Source organism: Synechococcus sp. H70.1 (assembly GCF_047502705.1).
Classification (GTDB): Bacteria; Cyanobacteriota; Cyanobacteriia; order Thermostichales; family Thermostichaceae; genus Thermostichus.
In genome coordinates this window covers 1-15,456 of record NZ_JANSIV010000172.1, presented here as the reverse complement: position 1 = coordinate 15,456, position 15,456 = coordinate 1, and the positions used below count along the sequence as shown (strand labels likewise).

The window sequence follows — 15,456 nt, the reverse complement described above, 5'->3', positions numbered from 1 at the left end:
AACACCAGCGCGATGATAATCCCCGTCTGACCACCCAGCAGATTGCCGATCCAAACGAGGATTAGCGTCAGCCCTGTCAGCAACAGACCCGTTTTCAACATGTTGAGCATACTCGATACCCTCCACGATGTATTATACCAGAAGGGCGGGCGATTGGTTCCGATAGAGCATTCAACTCCGCTCACGGCATCAATTGCTCCACCGCAAGGGTTGCGTCGGGCGCACAGAGGGGCGACACTGGCTCGCCTGTTGTGTAGATGCGCTGCTGGCGATACGCCGCGCCGTACACGGCGCGTGCATCCGCTGCTGGCTCGCGGTAAACTTCCAGCACGCGCTCGCGCAGGTTCAGAATCCAGTATTCAGGGATGCCTGCGCTGGCGTACAGACTGCCTTTGACTTCGCGGTCGGTCTTCAACGAGGCTTCGGACACCTCCACCACCAGCAGCGCGCTGGTCGGGTGCTGTGCAAGGTAATCGCGCGGGCTGCCCGACACAACGGCAAGGTCGGGGAACGGTTCGTCGTACTCGCTGAGTGCAAGGGGGAGTTGGATACGCACATCGCATCCGCCCTTATTGGCGCTGCGTGCAGGGCAGACCCCATAGGCGCGGTTCCCCTCGAGAAGCGGGGGGAACCTTAAGGAGGGGGGCAGAATCTCAGTCAACGCTTCGTACATCAGGCAAATCGCAGCCGCCGCGCGTGGGCTAACAGCCTCCCTCCGCGTCAACTCGCCTGCGAGGAGTTCCAATCGCTCCTCGCGTGGGAACACGCCTGCCTCCATCAGCGCCTCGAACTCCGCCCGTGTGATCCAGCGGCGCATCGGCAGGCTGGGACGGCGACGCACCTTCGGCTTGCCCGCAACCCGACTCACGGCGCAATTATACCGCTCGCTGGGGAACGCGCACGCCCAAAAGGGGGTATACTGAATCGGTATGCCGCGCGTGACGATTGTCGGCGGCGGGTTCGCAGGGGTCGAAGCGGCGTGGGCAGCCGCGCGGCTCGGCGTCCCCGTGCGCCTCTACGAGATGCGCCCCAAACGCAGCACGCCCGCCCACAAAACAGGCTGGCTCGCCGAGCTGGTCTGCTCCAACTCGTTCAAGTCGATGCTGCCCACCACCCCGTCGGGGCAACTGAAGTGGGAGATGGAACGGCTCGGCTCGCTGGTGATTCCCACCGCGCGCGAGTTCGCCGTGCCTGCAGGCGAAGCGCTCGCCGTAGACCGCGAGGCGTTCGCCAAAGCCATCACCGCCCGCATCGAACTCCACCCGCTGATCGAAGTCGTGCGCGAGGAGGTCGCTGCCATCCCACCCGACCGCCCGCTGATTATCGCCACGGGACCCCTGACTTCCGACGCGCTCGCGGGCGAAATCGCACGCCTGACGGGCAAGCAGCACCTCTATTTCTACGACGCCGTGTCGCCCATCGTGGACGCCAGCACGATTGACTACGATAAGGTCTTTTTCGGCAGTCGGCGCGAGAAGGGCGACCCCGCCTACATCAACTGCCCCTTCACCAAAGCGGAGTACGAACGCTTCTGGGAGGCGATTCGTTCGGCGGAGTGCGCGCCGCTGCACGAGTTTGAGGAGCCGCGCTTCTTCGAGGGCTGCACCCCGCTGGAGGAGTTAGCCGCGCGCGGCAAGGACACCCTGCGCTTCGGACCGCTCAAGCCGATTGGGCTCACCGACCCGCGCACGGGCAAGCGTCCGTATGCCGTGCTACAGCTGCGCCCCGAAAACAACGAGCGCACGCTCTACAGCCTCGTGGCGTGCCAGACGCGCATGAAGTGGGGCGAGCAAAAGCGCGTGTTCCGCCTCGTGCCTGGGCTGGAGAACGCCGAGTTCGTGCGCTACGGCGTCGTGCATCGCAACACCTACCTCGATTCGCCGCGCCTGCTGCAGCGCACGCTCCAGTTCTGCGACGACGGCAAGCTCTTGTTCGCGGGGCAACTGGTCGGCGTGGAGGGCTACATCGAGTCGGCGGCGAGCGGGATTATCGCGGGGCTGAACGCCGCGCGGATTGCGCTGGGCAAGCCTGCCGTCGCGCCCCCGCGCGAGACGGTCATCGGCTCGCTGCTGCACTACATCAGCACCTACCCGCACCCCGACTTCCCGCCGATGAACGCCAACTGGGGGCTGCTGCCCGACCCCGACGACGCCCCGAAAGAGCGCGACCTGCGCCGCCAACTCAAACTCCAACGCGCCCGCGACGCGATGGAACGCTTCGCGCAGGCGCTGATGCTGTGAGTTCGGCGCGCGGGAGGGCAGGAACCATGCAGGAACCCAGCCGCGCCCCGCGAAATACCATCGCATCACAGGGCGGTGAGCCGCATGGAATGGAACGGCGTGGAGATTGAGATCCAAGTCCCCTGCGCCGAGGGGCAGACGCACCCCGTGCGCCTGCGCTTCACAGGCTGGGGCGAATACGAGGTCGCCTACAACCCCTGCGAGGAGCTGCTCGGTCCCGTGTTCGCACGGATGGCAGCTTGTACCCACTACCTGCACGAAAAGTTCCCCGAAGCGCTCCGCAAGGACACCAGTCTGAAGCAGCGTCTTGTGGAGGCGTTGCGTGCGGCAGGCGCGCTCGCCGTGCCCGTGCTCATCCAAGCACTGGGGGATTGGGATGAGGATGTTCGCCGTGCGGCGTGTGAGGCGTTGGGCAAACTCGGCGACCCCCAAGCCGTGCCCGCGCTCATCCAAACACTGGGGGATGATTGGTATGGTGTTCGCCGTGCGGCGTGTGAGGCGTTGGTAAAGATAGGCACCCCTGCGGTGCCCGCGCTCATCCAAGCACTGGGGGATGATTGGTATGGTGTTCGCCGTGCGGCGTGTGAGGCGTTGGTAAAGATAGGCACCCCTGCGGTGCCCGCGCTCATCCAAGCACTGGGGGATGATTGGTATGGTGTTCGCCGTGCGGCGTGTGAGGCGTTGGTAAAGATAGGCACCCCTGTGGTGCCCGCGCTCATAAAAGCACTGGGGGATAGGGATGAGGATGTTCGCTGTGCGGCAGCATGGGCGTTGGGCGCAATCGGCGACCCGCAAGCCGTGCCCGCGCTCATCCAAGCACTGGGGGATGGGAATGTGGAGGTTCGCCGTGCGGCAGCGGAGGCGTTGGGCGCAATCGGCGACCCGCACGCCATACCCGCGCTCATCCAAGCACTGGGGGATTGGGATGAGGATGTTCGCCGTGCGGCGTGTGAGGCGTTGGGCAAACTCGGCGACCCCCAAGCCGTGCCCGCGCTCATGAAAGCACTGGAGGATAGGCAGTGGTGGGTTCGCTGTGCGGCAGCATGGGCGTTGGGCGCAATCGGCGACCCGCAAGCCGTGCCCGCGCTTATCCAAGCACTGGGGGATGATTCGTATAAGGTTCGCTGTGCTGTATGTGAGGCGTTGGGCGCAATCGGCGACCCGCAAGCCGTGCCCGCGCTCATAAAAGTACTGATTGGGGATAGCGATACGGACGTTCGCTAAGCGGCAGCTAAGGCGTTGGGCAAGCTGGGCGACCCCCAAGCCGTGCCCGCGTTGAGCGTGTGGGCACGCGCAGGCGAAGACGCTGCACGCAACGCGCTGCAAGCGCTCGGACACCCCGCGCTTGATTTGCCGCAAGCGGTTGCGCAACTTGCAGCGCAAGGCGCGTGGGGGGTGCTAATCCGCGCGCTGCCCAGCGAAACGGTGCGCGAGGCGGTGGTGGGGTTGGGTGCGCCCGCCGTGCCCGCGCTCATCCAAGCACTGGGGGATGATAGGTATAAGGTTCGCTGTGCGGCAGCAGAGGCGTTGGTGAAGATAGGCATGCCCGCAGTACCCGCGCTCCACAAGGCGTTGACGGACGAGAATCAGGATGTCTGCCGACGAGTGTGCAAAGTTCTCGGCGCAATCGGCGATGCGTCGTCGCTCGAACCCCTACACAGCCTGCGCCAACGCTACCCTGAATTAGAGCGAGAAATCGCACAAGCAATCGAGCGGATAGAGGCGTACACAGCGTGGTTGCGTGAGGCGTCGGCAGAGGTTGAGGACGCGCCAGCGACCGACGAACCCGAACTGCCCGAGCAGTGGCTGTGGGCGACCTACGACTTGGCGGAGGCAGTAGCTGTCGGAGAGGATGAGGAGCCTTCCGATGCGTGGGTGTGGGAGATAGACGCGCCGACGGAGCAAGCGTCTGCGGAAGCGATCGATACGCTGCCTGAGCAGTGGCTCTGGGAGACCTACAGTTTAGCAGAACAGGCGACGGTAGCAGAGCCTGCTGAACTACTTGCTTGGGACGAGGAACTTGATGTGATCGATCTACTACTATTTGGTGATTTATAGGCATCCGTACCGTTCAGTAGGGGCGCATGGCAGTGCGCCCTCTGAAGTCTGCGATTTGGGGCAGGCGTGAAACCGCCGTGCGCCCTGATGCCTCTCTCCTACCCTGCTTTTTCGCCCTCACCCCCAGCCCCTCTCCCACCGTGTGGGAGCGGGGTCGGGGGTGAGGGCAAACAACCCCCCTCGCCCACGCAGTGGGAGAGGGGTCGGGGGTGAGGGCAAACAACCCCCCCTCGCCCACGCAGTGGGAGAGGGGCTGGGAGCGAAGGCACAACAACACCCTTGACGCGCAGGAGTGGGTATACTCATGGGCGTAGCAAGGAGGACTACCTTGGGCTCGACGCGCACACGACGCAAGAACGGACAGCAGACGGCGATTGCCTACCACGAGCGCTTAGAGAAGAGCGATTTATTGGAGATTTATCGCAGGCTGTGGTTCGCCCGCATCTTTGACGAGGCGTTGTACGACGCCAAAAAGAAGGGTCGCCTGCGTCGCGGGAATGTGTACGGTTCGCGCGGGCAGGAAGCGATTCAAGTGGGCACGACCTACCCCCTGCGCCCCGATGATTTCGTCTCGCCCATCCACCGCGATATGCCCGTGTTCGTGTTCCGCGGGATGACCCCCGAACAGGTGATGTGCCAAATCTGGGGCAAGGCAAACGCCCCCACGCGCGGCAAAGACTCGTGGAGCCACATGGGCGACATGAGCCTGGGCATCGTGCATTCGACCAGCATGCTGGGGTCCACGATAGCGGTGGCGTGCGGGGTGCTGTGGGCGCAGCGGCTGGACGGCAGGCGCGATCGCGTGCTGGTCGCCTACACGGGCGAAGGCGCAACCGCCACAGGACCGTTCCACGAGGGGCTGAACTTCGCTGCTGTGCATAAACTGCCGCTGATCGTGGTCGTGGAGAACAACCAGTACGCCTACTCGACGCCTGTAGAGCTGGAAGTGCCCACCGAGACGGTCGCCGACCGCGCCAAGGGCTACGGCATTCCAGGCTACTGCATCGACGGCAACGATGTGCTGGAGGTCTACAACGCCACCTGCGCCGCGCTGGAGCACGCCCGCGCGGGCAACGGTCCCGTGCTGATTGAGTGCGTGACCTACCGTCTGCAGGGGCACGCCGACCACGACGAAACGCGCGCCCGCCAGTACCGCCCCGTCGAGGAGATCGAACTGTGGGAGAAGCGCGACCCGCTGCCCCGCTACCGCCAGTACCTGCTGAAGACGGGGCTGTTCAGCGAGGCGGAGCTGCCCGAACCGCCCCCCGACATCGTGGAACGCATCCAGAAAGCCATCGAGTACGCCATCAGCAGCCCCGACCCCGAACCGCACACGGCGCTGGAAGACATCTACGACGAGAGCGCGGGGGTGTCGCGATGAGAGAGGTCACCTTCCTCGAAGCCATCCGTCTGGCGATGTGGGAGGAGATGGAGCGCGACCCGAATGTGTTTATGATTGGCGAGGACATCGGGCGCATGGGCGGCGCGTTCGGCGCGACCACAGGGTTCCTGGAGCGATTCGGTCCCGACCGCGTGATTGACTCGCCCATCTCGGAGACGGCGATTATCGCCGTGGCGGTCGGCGCGGCGGCGGCAGGCAAGCGCGGCATCGCCGAAATGCAGTTCATCGACTTCATCTCCTACGGGTTCGACCAAGTGGTCAATGTCGCGGGCACTTGGCTGTACCGTTCGGGGGGCAAGACGCCCATCCCGATTGTGGTGCGCGGTCCGTCGGGCGGCTATGTCGGCGGCAGCCTGTACCATAGCCAGCAGTTCGAAGCGTGGTTCTTCCACACGCCTGGCGTCAAGGTGGTGCAGCCCGCCTTCCCCGACGACGCCTACGGGCTGATGAAAGCCGCCATCCGCGACAACAACCCCGTCGTGTTCTACGAGCATAAGTACCTCTACCGACGCATCAGGGGAGTCATCCCCGACGCGAGCGAGGACTACATCGTGCGGCTGGGTGAGGCGCGCATCCGACGCTACGGCAGCGACATCACCGTCGTCACCTACGGCGCGATGGTACACTTCGCCCTCGAAGCCGCCCAACGGCTCGAAAAAGAGGGCATCTCGCTGGAAGTGATTGACCTGCGCACCATCAAACCGCTGGACATGGAGACGATTCTGGAGTCGGTGCGCAAGACGAGTAAGGTATTAATTGTATACGAGGCGCCGAAGACAGGTGGCGTCGGCGCAGAAATCTCAGCGCGGATTACTGAACAGGCGTTCGAGTGGCTGGACGCACCGATTATGCGCGTGGCAGCGAAGGATGCGTTTGTGCCCTTCGCCGAGCCGCTCGAGAAATTCGTGTTGCCCAGCGTGGACGACATCGTGTTCGCCGCGCGGGAACTGGCAGCATACTGAGGAGACCAAGCGATGGCTGTGGCGGTGATTATGCCCGAACTGGGCGAGAGCATCGTAGAAGGCACGATTGTGCGCTGGCTGAAGCAAGAGGGCGACTCGGTGCAGGAAGACGAGCCGATTGTGGAGATTATGACCGACAAGGTGAACACCGAGCTGCCCGCGCCTGCCAGCGGCGTGCTGCAGCAGATTCTCGCGCCCGCAAACGCGACGGTGAAGGTGGGTCAGGAACTCGCGCTGATTGCGACGGCGAGCGAGTCGGCGGCAGTGACGGCTGAGCCGCCCACTGCGCCCGCGCCTGTCTCCGCGCCGCCCCCTGTGGAGGCGGTCGGTTTCTACGGCGGCGGTGAGGAGCCTGCGCCCGTGGCAACACCTCCGCCCGCGCCTACGACACCCACCCGCAGCGACGGGCAGACGCGCACTGCGGCGGGGCAGCCCTTTATCTCGCCCGTCGTGAGCAAAATCGCCCGCGAACACGGCATCAGCCACGAGGAACTGCTGACCATCCCCGGCACAGGCGTCGGTGGGCGCGTCACCCGCAAGGACATCGAGGCATACATCGCCCAGCGCAAGGCTGCGCCTGCGCCACCACCTGCGCCTGCCCCAGCCCCTGCGCCGCAGCCTGTGGCTACGCCTGCACCCGCCCCGCAACCCGTCGCCCCGAGCGAAGGCGAGGAAATCATCCCGCTGGTCGGCATGCGCAAGGTCATCGCCGAACACCTCACCAAAAGCTACCAGACCGCCGTGCATGTCACGACCGTCATCCAAGTCGATGTCTCCAAACTCGTGGAGTTCCGCGAGCGCAACAAGGAGTCGTTCCAACAGCAGTACGGTGTGCGCCTGACCTATACGCCGTTTTTCGTGAAGGCGTGTACCGACGCGCTGCTGGAGTTCCCGATGATGAACGCCACCTTGCAGGACGACCAGATTATCGTGCGCCACTATGTGCATATGGGCGTGGCGGTCGCGCTGGGCGAGCAGGGCGAGGAGGGGCTGATTGTGCCCGTCATCCGCGACGCGCACAAAAAGAGCCTTATCGACATCGCCCGCGAGCTGGAAGACATCGCCAAGCGCGCCCGCAACAAGAGCATCAGCGTCGCCGAAGTGCAGGGCGCGACCTTCACGCTGACCAACCCTGGCAGCTACGGCGCGCTGATTGGCACGCCCATCATCAACCACCCGCAGACGGCGATTTTGGGAACCTACGCGATTGTGAAACAGCCTATAGTCGTCAACGATATGATCGCCATCCGCCCGATGATGAATCTTTGTCTGAGCTACGACCATCGATTAATCGACGGGATGTACGCGGGTCGGTTTTTGCAGCGCATCAAGCGGGCAATCGAGTCGTTCGAGTTTTTCAAGTGAGTCTTCCATCCGACCCGTCCCCCGAAGAAACCGCCCCGTCTGTCCCCCACGGGGCGGTTTCGCTTTGAGTGAGTGTCCTTGCGATTGGGATCCTGCCAACTTGCTTACCAAACTTCACGAACGCAAGGGCGCCTGTCCACCCCCTCCTTTAGGTTCCCCCTGCCCGCAGGGGGAACCGAGTAGGCGCGCCTCTCGCGGTTCCCTCGCGGCGCGGGGAGAAGCCGCCCCTTACTTGGTTCCCCTCGCGAAGCGGGGGGAACCTGCAGGAGGGGGGCAACAACAGACTCCTCCCGCGCAACTGGTATCATTCACAGTATGGGGTACATTTGGGTATTCATACAAGCTATCTTGTTTTTAATATATGTATTTACACTAATATTTAGTACAGGCGCGTCGTGGGGCGTGTGGCGGTGGCTGGGCGTTCCGCTTATTGCTGTCGGCGCGTGGATTGGGCTTGCCGCGCTGCGCATGCACGGACGCAGGTTGACCCCGCTACCTGAGCCGAACCCCGCTTTGGGACTGCAGCGCACGGGCGTCTACGCCGTCATCCGCCACCCGATGTATACGGGGCTGCTGCTGAGCGCGTTCGGGCTGGCGATTGTGGCGCAGAAGCCGCTGGCAATTGCGGCGGCGGGCGCGCTGACCGTGTTTTTCAACCTCAAGGCGCGCGAGGAGGAGCGACACCTGCAACGTTGCTACCCCGACTACGCCGACTACCAGCGCACCACAGGGCGGTTCCTGCCCCGCTGGCGTCAGTAGACCCCCGTGTGTTCGCGATCGATGCTCACAAAGCGCGAGTAGTCGGGCTGGAACGCCACCGTGACCTTGCCTGTGGGACCGTTGCGCTGCTTGGCGACGATGATTTCCACCTCTTCCTGGCGCACGAAGCCTGGCGGCGGGTCTACAGGCGGGGTCGCCTCGCGGTCGCCGTAATACTCCTCGCGGTGGATGAACAGCACCACATCGGCTTCCGCCTCAATCGAGCCGCTGTCGCGCAGGTCGGAGAGCATCGGGCGCTTGTTCTCGCGCCGTTCCACCGAGCGCGACAACTGCGACAGCACCAGCACGGGCACATTGAACTCGCGGGCGATCTGCTTGAGCGCGCGGGCAATCTCGCCAATCTCTTGGTTGCGGTTCTCTGCGCGCCGATTCGACGAGCGCATCAGCTGCAGGTAGTCCACCACAATCAGCCCCAGTTCGCGCCCTTCCAGACGCGACTTGAGTCGGCGGCACTTGGCGCGCATCTCAATCGGCGAGAGGCTGCTGGTGTCGTCGATGTAGATCTGGGCGTTGAACAGGCGGTCGGCGGCGTGCGTGATGAGTTGCCACTCATCGAGGGTGAGTTGCAGTCGGCGCATGCGCTGCGCGCTGACCCCCGCCTGCGAGCAGAGCATGCGCTGCACCAGCTGCTCCGCCGACATCTCCAAGCTGAAGATGGCTACAGCCTTGCGCTCGCGCAGAGCGACATGCTCGGCGATGTTGACCGCCAACGAGGTCTTGCCCACGCTGGGGCGCGCCGCCAAAATAATCAGCTCCGACGGTTTCAGCCCCGACAGAATCCAGTCCAACTCGCGAAAGCCTGTGGAGACGCCCAGCAGGAAGTCGCCCGGATGCTCCTGCAAGTGGTATTGGCGCTCCTCAAAGTGCCCGATGACGCTCATGACCAAGTTCCCGACCTCGGCGAACTCTCGGCTATGTCCGTGCTCGGCGACGCGGTAGACTGCTTGCTCGGCTTGATCGACGATTTGCTGCACCTCCAGTTCCGATTCGTCCACGAGGCGGATGATTTCGTAGGCGGCGCGCAGCAGGCGTCTCAAGGTTGATTTCTCCTTGACGATGCGGGCGTAGTGTTCGGCGTTCGCGGCGGTCGGCACGCTTTCGAGAAGGTTCACCAGCGCAGGCACGCCCCCCACCTCCTCCAGCTGCCCCAGCCGACGCAGCTCCTCTTGTACCGTCAGCAGGTCAATCGCCTGATTGCGCTCACGCATCGAGGACATCGCCCGATACAGAATCTGGTGCGCAGGGTGGTAAAAATCCTCAGGCTGGAGCATCTCGATGACCTTCTCCACCGCGTCGGGGTCGAGCATCATTGACCCCAGCACGCTCATCTCGGCTTCTGTGCTGTGCGGTTGTACCAGTGCCGTGCGTTGATTCATCAGCATACTCCCCCATGAAATTGTAGCATGCAAGCAGGATGTCGCTAAGCAAGCCGACTACGCGCCGATTCATAAAGCACCACTCGGTTTGTTTCAACCTCCTACAGGAACTAAGGATTGCGTATTGCTCGCTTCATAATCAGGTTCACAGGGCGTTGGAGCAAGGTCTCCAGCTCCAGTTTGAGGTCTATATATCGGGCGAATAGGCTCTCGTTCCCCTCAAACTCCACAAGGAGGTCGATGTCGCTGAGCGCGGGGTCGAAAGTATCTTCGGAGAGGGCTGAACCAGTCAGTGCCAGCCGCGCTACCCCGTACTGTTGACAAAGCTGCTCGATCTGACCGATATGCTGCCGAAGGGGAGCCGCCATCTCATCGCAAGTATACCCCTTCCAGCAGAACGCTCCGTTCTCACGGTATAATCCCCCCTGTGCTACGCATCGATGTCATCACGCTGTTCCCAGAGGTGATTGAGGCGGGCGTTAGTTATAGCATCGTCGGGCGCGCGCGGGAGTGGGGACTGGTGCAGATTCGCGCCCTGCAACTGCGCGACTTCGCGGAGGGCAAGCACAAAAAGACCGACGACGAGCCCTACGGCGGCGGCGCGGGACTGGTGCTGAAGCCCGAACCCATCTTCAAAGCCGTCGAAGCGTGCCAGCCCACCCCCGACACGCGCATCATCTTGCTGGAGCCGCAGGGCAGACTCTACACCCAGTCGCTGGCGCACGAGCTGGCGGAGCAGGCGCACCTGATTCTCATCTGCGGGCACTACGAAGGGGTGGACGCCCGCGTGCGCGAGCATCTGGCGACTGATGTGATTAGCATCGGCGACTATGTGCTGACAGGTGGCGAGCTGCCTGCGCTGATCCTCATCGATTCCGTCGTGCGCCTGCTGCCTGGCGCAATTCACTCGCCCGAATCGCTGGGGCAGGACTCGTATGCCGACGGGCTGCTGGGCTACCCGCAGTATACGCGCCCCGAACTGTTTCGCGGGCTGCGCGTGCCGAGCGTGCTGTTGTCGGGCAATCACGGCGCGATTGCCCGCTGGCGACGCCTGCAACAGCTGCGCCTGACCCGCACACTGCGCCCCGACCTGTTCGCCAAAGCGTGCCTCACGCAGGAGGATGTCGCACTGCTGCGCGAACTCAACGCAGACACCACAGAACGCTGAGGCGAGGTATCCTACTTGCCATGAGACGCTGGGCAGGACTACTCGCACTAACAGGGTTGGCGCTGGCAATCGGGTGCGCCCAATCGCGTCCTGACGCGCCCCAACTCATCAGCACGGCGCAACTGGCGCAGCGGCTGAACGACCCGAACCTACGGATTATCGACGCACGCGGCGCGCTGGCGACCTACCTGCAGGAACACCTCCCGAACGCGCTGTTTCTGAGTACCGAGACGCTGCGCCTCACGCGCGGGGGCATTCCAGGGCAACTGCTGCCCCCCGAACGCCTTGCCGAAATCTTCGGCGCGATGGGCATCGGCGCGGAGAACGAAGTGGTCGTCTACTCCAGCGCGGAGGACGCCTTCTCGGCGGCGACCTACACTGCCCTTGCCCTGCTGGCGATTGGGCACACGCGCGTGGCGGTGCTGGACGGCGGCTTCGAGAAGTGGAAGGCAGAAAGCCGCCCGCTAAGCCGTGCGATTCCGCGCTTCGAGCCGCAAACGCGCACGGCGCAGCCGAACCCCGACCTGTTCCGCACGCTGGAGTGGCTGCAGAAGTACCTCGATTCGCCCGAACCCGTGCAGGTGCTAGACGCGCGTGCGCCGCAGCAGTATCAGGCGGGGCACATCCCGACGGCGCAGAACCTGTTTTTGCGCGACTTGCTGCGCAGCGAGGGTAGCTACAGCGTCTGGCGCAGCCCCGACGAGATTCGCGACACGGTGCGGCGGTTGGGGATAGACCCCGCGCGCCCGCTGGTGGTCTACTGCAACTCAGGGCGCGAGGCAAGCCAAGTGTGGTTCACCCTGCGCGCCCTGCTGGGCATCGAGGCGCAGGTCTACGACGGCTCGTGGGTCGAGTGGAGCGCACACGGGCTGCCAACGACGAAGGAATAAGGAACGCCTTCAGAGCAGCGCTGTGTGTCATATAGACAACATACCTCGCCTCCCAACTCGACACACACAGAATGTGGTGATCTTTCCCCCTGTGGTCGGGTAACTAACACCCGCTGTCGAAGTTGAAAAGCACCAAGAGCAGATCAGCATCGTCTACTACATTGTCGCCGTTCATGTCTTCAAGCCCACTGTCATCTGCTCCGAAACTACACAGCACCCGCAACAGGTCAGCATCATCAACACAGCCATCACCGTTCGCATCGCCGCTGCGCCAATAAGGATTGCGTAGCACCACGACACTTCTATCGTTGCCTACAAAAGCAAGCAAACGCCCGTTAGGAGAAAACTGAACAGACTCGTTCACCTCGCAATGGTTCAAATGTCCCCGTATACCGCCTACACGCTCCAGTTCAAGTCCAAAGCAATCAGATATGTAACCATAGTGATACTCCCTTGAGTACCCTTCCTCTGATCGATACCAACTACAGGCAATTGCCTTCCCATCTGGTGAGAAGCTTAATGATTTGACATAACCGTAATAGGCATTGTTTATTAGTGAAAAATCTAACAGACTCCACAACTGAACTCCCCCTATTGTCCAGCGCCTGTCGAAGAAACCATCGTACTCGTAGCACACATCTCCGCCCCACATAGCCAATGCACTTCCTTCAGGCGAGAACGCAAAGCCAGTGAGCGGAAGATAGAAGGCATAACAGGAGTAAGCATCAAAGAAGATTGTACCTACTTGGGTGCCGTCTTCTACACGCCACAATTCAACTTTGTTCGGTCGTTCATACATACTTGCAGCAGCAAGCATTTGCCCATCTGGGGAAAACTTGACCTTGTGATACGGTTGGCTCCCCGTAATAGTACGAAGTAGCGCTCCATCTTCCACGCGGAACAGCTTAACTGCGCCATTGTCCATAAGTGCAATCAATTCTCCACTGGGTGAAAAATCGAACGCGCACCCTGTGAGGGTATACATCAATGAGCCATCCGAGACGCGCCATATACCGATAGTTCGTTCGGTTTGGTCAAGACAATATCCTGATCCTGACGCCAGTACGCTCCCATCAGGCGAGAACACAATGTCGGAACCAACCCCCATTCCCCTGAGGGTATACATCAGTGAGCCGTCGGCTACACGCGATACATGAACTGCTCTATCTTCAGTTGCTGATGCAATTAGCCTACTGTCTGGAGACAGTGAAAGATTTACGATTGGAGCCGTATGCTCTATGGTGCGAACGATAGAACCATCTGATACGCGCCGTAGCTCGATAGTTCTTGGATCGCTCATTGCTGCCAGCAAGCGTCCATCGGGTGAAAACCTCAGTGGCAACCCTCGCTTCCCAAGTGTGCGTACCAGAGAACCGTCCTCTACATTCCACAACCTAATAGCATCGCCCCCCGTTGAAACGAGCAATCGCGCATCTGGTGCGAACGCCACGCTCGAAACGCTCGAATGTCCTGTAAGAGTATGCATCAGCGAACCGTCTTCTACACGCCATATGCGAATAGTTCTATCTTCCCCTCCCGATGCGAGCAAACCGCCGCCAGGTGAGAAGGCAAGGCTTCTGACCGCATTCGCATGCCCCACCAAAGTGTGCACCAGTGAGCCGTCCGATACACGCCACAGCTTAATCGTGGAACCGACGATTGACGCAATCATGCTCCAGTCAGGGGAAAACACCCATCTCTCGTTGTAGGTTCCTGAGCCCTGAACTTGAATATGAAGTGTGCGAATCAGTTCCCCATCCTCAACCCGCCAGAACGCAATCGTGCCACTTCCACTGAACCAAGACGCTATCAGGCTACCATCGGGCGAAAACGCCACACGATCACCTACGCCCGCGATGGTTCGTACTAAGGTACCGTCGTCCACGCGCCACAACTTGATATCATTGTAGTATTGGGTCACATAGCCGTTTTCATCTATGACATAACCGCGTTGAATCGAGGCGAGCAGGGTTCCGTCTGGAGAGATTGCAACATGATGAACATCTTCGCGAGGAAGCTCAATTGAGATACTTCTTCCACTGTCAAGGCGCATTATTGTAATCCAACCGTTGTATTCGCTGTAATGTCTGTCATAATCATAATAAAAGTAGGTTGATGCACTCACCATTACAGCTCCATCTTGGGAGAAGACAATGCTATTAACACTGCCTCTCGTGTATATGCGTTCATCTGTGCCATCTGACCGCAACAAAACGATTTGTCCGATGGAGTACTCATCGTATCGTCCGGTACACCGGCCGCCCATTCCAGCGGCAAAGGTATTTCCGTCTGGTGAGTATGCCAAAACACGAGGAGAATAATAATAACCGCAGCCTGTCTCTCCAAAACTCTCCCTGAAACAACAGCTGCTATACCCATCATACAACAACTTTACTCCCAGAATAGCCTCGTCCTCCACGCGCCATAGCTTAATGCTATAATATGGATCAATACTATCACCACTATGTGCGGAAGCAATCAGGCTACCGTCCGCAGAGAACGCTGCCATTATCGAGTTGTTCCCACTGATACCGCATCGCCAAACAATCTCTGGGCGCTCTTGTGCAATCGCAGTCAAAGTAATCGAACACAAGAACAGTATCCCCAAGCAAAGATGCAGTCTCGTTAGGGAACGCACAGCCTCGTAAACCGTCCTATTACGGCGCACAATCCTACTCAACCGCGACACCATGGTTCTCACCTCTACTCTTGTTCCTGCCTGTGAGCAGTCACCCACAATTATAGCACACTTTGCAGCGTTTGTCAAGACTTTCGAAAGAGGGTGCTCGAAAATACCACTCTCTACGCCCTGTCTGCTACCCGACGAACACTACACAAACAATTGCCTCCGTCACCCCCCACGCGCAACCACTGCACCAAGTTCCATAACACCAACATCCCCCACACCCACACCCGCGCATACGCCCAACGACGACACCCCGCATAACTCCCATACACCCCCTTCACACTCCCAAACACCTGCTCTATCCGATACCGCTCCCGCAACGCCCAACCATACGCCCCCAAACGCTCCAACACCCGCACACGCGCCGCATCTCGAACCCCCTGACGCACCCCTAATAAGGGTACATCGCTTGAGTTCACTGTGTGCGGGGCGCGCACGCTTTTTCGCCCTCACCCCCAGCCCCTCTCCCACCGCGTGGGAGAGGGGTCTGAAGTCTGCCATTTCGAGCAGGCGTGAACACACCCCGCAG

13 protein-coding genes and 1 pseudogene are annotated in these 15,456 nt (G+C 61.2%); 10 read left to right on the top strand and 4 right to left on the bottom strand.

Annotation, left to right across the window (positions count from 1 at the left end):
• Nucleotides 1-181 precede the first annotated feature (181 nt).
• On the bottom strand, nucleotides 182-841 hold the full coding sequence (locus NW827_RS11420; RefSeq protein WP_414503712.1) for a Uma2 family endonuclease: 660 nt from the start codon (nucleotides 839-841) through the stop codon (nucleotides 182-184).
• Between the two features lie 88 nt (nucleotides 842-929).
• On the opposite strand from NW827_RS11420, the gene trmFO reads away from it, so the two are divergent.
• From trmFO to NW827_RS11380, 8 genes and pseudogenes are all read left to right on the top strand, one after another.
• Nucleotides 930-2,240: a methylenetetrahydrofolate--tRNA-(uracil(54)-C(5))-methyltransferase (FADH(2)-oxidizing) TrmFO gene (trmFO, locus tag NW827_RS11415; RefSeq protein WP_414503711.1), complete on the top strand. Its 1,311-nt coding sequence runs from the start codon at nucleotides 930-932 to the stop codon at nucleotides 2,238-2,240.
• A gap of 84 nt (nucleotides 2,241-2,324) precedes the next feature.
• Nucleotides 2,325-3,464: a HEAT repeat domain-containing protein gene (locus NW827_RS11410; protein WP_414503710.1), complete on the top strand. Its 1,140-nt coding sequence runs from the start codon at nucleotides 2,325-2,327 to the stop codon at nucleotides 3,462-3,464.
• Nucleotides 3,465-3,518: pseudogene (locus NW827_RS11405) on the top strand (hypothetical protein); the annotation flags it as partial.
• On the top strand, nucleotides 3,507-4,298 hold the full coding sequence (locus NW827_RS11400; protein ID WP_414503713.1) for a HEAT repeat domain-containing protein: 792 nt from the start codon (nucleotides 3,507-3,509) through the stop codon (nucleotides 4,296-4,298). The pseudogene NW827_RS11405 and the gene NW827_RS11400, both read left to right, overlap by 12 nt.
• A gap of 328 nt (nucleotides 4,299-4,626) precedes the next feature.
• Nucleotides 4,627-5,679: a thiamine pyrophosphate-dependent dehydrogenase E1 component subunit alpha gene (locus NW827_RS11395; protein WP_414503709.1), complete on the top strand. Its 1,053-nt coding sequence runs from the start codon at nucleotides 4,627-4,629 to the stop codon at nucleotides 5,677-5,679.
• Entirely contained in the window at nucleotides 5,676-6,662 is a 987-nt protein-coding gene (locus tag NW827_RS11390) for an alpha-ketoacid dehydrogenase subunit beta (RefSeq protein ID WP_414503708.1), read from the top strand. The genes NW827_RS11395 and NW827_RS11390 overlap by 4 nt, the downstream gene beginning before the upstream one ends.
• A gap of 12 nt (nucleotides 6,663-6,674) precedes the next feature.
• Nucleotides 6,675-8,027 carry a dihydrolipoamide acetyltransferase family protein gene (locus NW827_RS11385; RefSeq protein ID WP_414503707.1) on the top strand — a complete coding sequence of 451 codons (1,353 nt, stop codon included), beginning with the start codon at nucleotides 6,675-6,677 and terminating at the stop codon, nucleotides 8,025-8,027.
• A gap of 315 nt (nucleotides 8,028-8,342) precedes the next feature.
• Nucleotides 8,343-8,786, top strand: a complete 444-nt coding sequence (locus NW827_RS11380; protein WP_414503706.1) for a methyltransferase family protein — start codon at nucleotides 8,343-8,345, stop codon at nucleotides 8,784-8,786.
• On the opposite strand, the gene dnaB is transcribed toward NW827_RS11380, so the two are convergent.
• Together dnaB and NW827_RS11370 are read right to left on the bottom strand one after the other, a co-directional pair.
• A complete protein-coding gene (gene dnaB, locus NW827_RS11375) occupies nucleotides 8,780-10,183 on the bottom strand; it encodes a replicative DNA helicase (RefSeq protein WP_414503705.1) in 1,404 nt (467 codons plus the stop codon). The two genes, NW827_RS11380 and dnaB, sit on opposite strands and share 7 nt — an antisense overlap.
• Before the next feature lie 110 nt (nucleotides 10,184-10,293).
• The gene (locus tag NW827_RS11370; RefSeq protein WP_414503704.1) at nucleotides 10,294-10,551 is read right to left on the bottom strand and encodes a nucleotidyltransferase family protein; all 258 of its coding nucleotides are present in this window, start codon (nucleotides 10,549-10,551) and stop codon (nucleotides 10,294-10,296) included.
• 59 nt (nucleotides 10,552-10,610) lie between these two features.
• Between NW827_RS11370 and trmD the strand changes: the two genes are divergently transcribed.
• Together trmD and NW827_RS11360 are read left to right on the top strand one after the other, a co-directional pair.
• Nucleotides 10,611-11,351 (top strand): tRNA (guanosine(37)-N1)-methyltransferase TrmD, encoded by a 741-nt coding sequence (trmD, locus tag NW827_RS11365; protein WP_414503703.1) that lies wholly within the window; start codon nucleotides 10,611-10,613, stop codon nucleotides 11,349-11,351.
• A 56-nt stretch (nucleotides 11,352-11,407) separates the two neighbouring features.
• Nucleotides 11,408-12,241 carry a sulfurtransferase gene (locus tag NW827_RS11360; protein WP_414503702.1) on the top strand — a complete coding sequence of 278 codons (834 nt, stop codon included), beginning with the start codon at nucleotides 11,408-11,410 and terminating at the stop codon, nucleotides 12,239-12,241.
• A 103-nt stretch (nucleotides 12,242-12,344) separates the two neighbouring features.
• Here NW827_RS11360 and NW827_RS11355 read toward each other — a convergent pair whose 3' ends face one another.
• Complete coding sequence (locus NW827_RS11355) at nucleotides 12,345-14,750, bottom strand: hypothetical protein (RefSeq protein ID WP_414503701.1); 2,406 nt, start codon at nucleotides 14,748-14,750, stop codon at nucleotides 12,345-12,347.
• Nucleotides 14,751-15,456: the final 706 nt, after the last annotated feature.